This window comes from Microbacterium sp., from assembly GCF_047972865.1.
Lineage (GTDB): Bacteria > Actinomycetota > Actinomycetes > Actinomycetales > Microbacteriaceae > Microbacterium.
This window is the reverse complement of the sequence record NZ_JBKEAY010000070.1, coordinates 1-2,030: the sequence shown is the minus strand read 5'-3', so window position 1 is coordinate 2,030 and position 2,030 is coordinate 1. Positions and strand designations below refer to the sequence as shown.

General features: G+C 65.8%; 5 protein-coding genes. All 5 read right to left on the bottom strand.

Annotation, left to right across the window (positions count from 1 at the left end; genetic code table 11):
• On the bottom strand, positions 1-234 hold a 234-nt coding region (rpsM, locus tag ACK5KK_RS04450; protein WP_416888885.1), incomplete at its 3' end, for a 30S ribosomal protein S13.
• Between the two features lie 128 nt (positions 235-362).
• Positions 363-479, bottom strand: coding sequence for a 50S ribosomal protein L36 (rpmJ, locus tag ACK5KK_RS04445; RefSeq protein WP_055821300.1), 117 nt, complete (start codon positions 477-479; stop codon positions 363-365).
• A gap of 69 nt (positions 480-548) precedes the next feature.
• A complete protein-coding gene (gene infA, locus ACK5KK_RS04440) occupies positions 549-770 on the bottom strand; it encodes a translation initiation factor IF-1 (RefSeq protein WP_416888884.1) in 222 nt (73 codons plus the stop codon).
• Between the two features lie 134 nt (positions 771-904).
• Positions 905-1,585, bottom strand: a complete 681-nt coding sequence (locus ACK5KK_RS04435) for a DsbA family protein (RefSeq protein ID WP_416888883.1) — start codon at positions 1,583-1,585, stop codon at positions 905-907.
• 15 nt (positions 1,586-1,600) lie between these two features.
• A partial coding sequence (locus ACK5KK_RS04430) for a M24 family metallopeptidase (protein WP_416888882.1) occupies positions 1,601-2,030 on the bottom strand: 430 nt, incomplete at its 5' end.

Here is a 2,030-nt window from a genome sequence, read left to right as displayed (position 1 = left end):
GATGTCGGCGGCGACCTCACGGCGGAGGTCACCTTCCACCTTGTAGGTTCCTTCGATGTGGTCGCGCAGCGCGATCAACTGGTCGTCGCTGAGGTCCTTGACGCGGATCGACTCGTCGATCCCGGTCGCGGTGAGGATCTCGACCGAGCGCGTGCGGCCGATTCCGTAGATGTAGGTGAGGGCGATCACCACGCGCTTGTCGCGCGGGATGTCGACGCCGGCAAGACGTGCCATGCGATGTCTCCTGGGAGTGTGTCAGAGGTGTGGAGCAGGATCGGTGCCCGGGCCCCTGTCCCGAGGTGTCCCCCCGTGCGGGGCTCTGATCCTGCCGTGAGATATTCAGTTGTGAGTGTGCGGTCTGCTCAGCCCTGGCGCTGCTTGTGACGCGGGTTGGACTTGCAGATGACCATGACGCGACCGTTGCGGCGGATGACCTTGCAGTGGTCGCAGATGGGCTTGACGGAGGGATTGACCTTCATGATGTTCCTTGTTCGCTGTCCTCGTACTCCCCGGGCGTGTCCCCGTGGAGCCGTTACTTCTCGACCGGTCTAGCGGTAGCGGTAGACGATGCGGCCGCGGGTGAGGTCGTAGGGGCTCAACTCCACGACGACGCGGTCCTCGGGGATGATGCGGATGTAGTTCTGCCGCATCTTCCCAGAGATCGTGGCGAGCACCTTGTGTCCGTTGGTGAGCTCAACACGGAACATCGCGTTGGGCAGCGCCTCGGATACCGTGCCTTCGATCTCGATGACACAGTCTTTCTTAGCCATAGCCTCGCTGACGCTTGAGCAGACCGGTCGGTCTGCGGTGGATGGGTGCGGTGCCACGACACGCCAATGAAGGCGCAAGGCACCAAAGATCCAGTGTACGTGGTATCCCACGCACCGGCAACTCGCGGTCGATGTCAGCCGGCGAGGCGAGCGGTGATGTCGGCTTCCGGGTCCAGCGTGACGGGGACGTACTCGCCGTTGACCAGAAGGGTGGGTGTTCCGGCGCTGCCCGTGGCGGGGTTGGCGGGGAGGGTCCGGGTCTGCTCGGCAACCAGATCGTCCCACGTGCGCTCGGCGACACAGTCGTCGATGCCGGTGACTCCGGCGTCGCCGGCCAGCGACAGCAACTCCTCGTCGGTCAGGCCCTGACCGCCCGGGTTGAGGGCGAACACCTCGGAGTAGAAGGTCCACGCCGCCTCGGGCTCGGCATCCGCGACGCAGTACATCGCGTTGGAGCCGCGCTTGGAGAAGTCGGTGCCCGATGCCGCGTTGAGCCCCGCGAGTGCCACGGGGTGTAGCTCGAGCGTGATGGAGCCGTCGGTGAGGCCCTCCGCGATGGTGTCGCCGTAAACGGATTCGAACTGCTGGCAGTGGGAGCAGAAGAAGTCGAAGTAGACGGAAACGACGTCCGGTCCGGTGCCGATCTGGATGGCGCCCGACTCCTGCTCGATGCCCGCGCTCGCCGGTCGAGCGGCGGGTTCGTTCGCCGAGTTGTTCATCAACGCGACCACCACGATCACCGCCACCAGGACGACGACGACCGCGATGCTGACCCAGATCGCGAACCAGTTGGTCTTCTTCACTGCTGTTGCCATAGCGCTGCGCCTTCCTCAGCTGATCGGTACGGGGGTGACGCCGAGCGGTGCGAGCTCGGCCAGGCCGCCGTCGGGTGCGGTCAGCACCCAGACACCTTCATGATGCACTGCCACGCTGTGCTCCCACTGACAGCCGTCGCTTCCGTCGACGGTCGAGATGGTCCACTCGTCCGGCTCGACGAACGTGGCCTCGGAACCGGCGGTGACCATCGGTTCGATCGCGAGGCACAATCCCGGACGCACTTCGGGCCCGAGATCGGCCGTGCGGTAGTTGAACACGGTCGGTCCCTCGTGCATCTTGCGCCCGATCCCGTGGCCGACGTAGTCGCGCAGAATGCCGTACTGCTCCCCCGAGCCCTCGATGTGGGCTTGGATCGCCACTCCCACCTCGCCCACGTGCCGCGCCGACGCCAGCGCGGCGATGCCGGCCCACAGCGCCGCCCGG

Coding starts and splice junctions, on each gene's coding strand:
- rpmJ (WP_055821300.1), bottom strand. CDS start 479: ATGAAGGTCAATCCCTCCGTCAAGCCCATCTGCGACCACTGCAAGGTC.
- ACK5KK_RS04435 (WP_416888883.1), bottom strand. CDS start 1,585: ATGGCAACAGCAGTGAAGAAGACCAACTGGTTCGCGATCTGGGTCAGC.
- infA (WP_416888884.1), bottom strand. CDS start 770: ATGGCTAAGAAAGACTGTGTCATCGAGATCGAAGGCACGGTATCCGAG.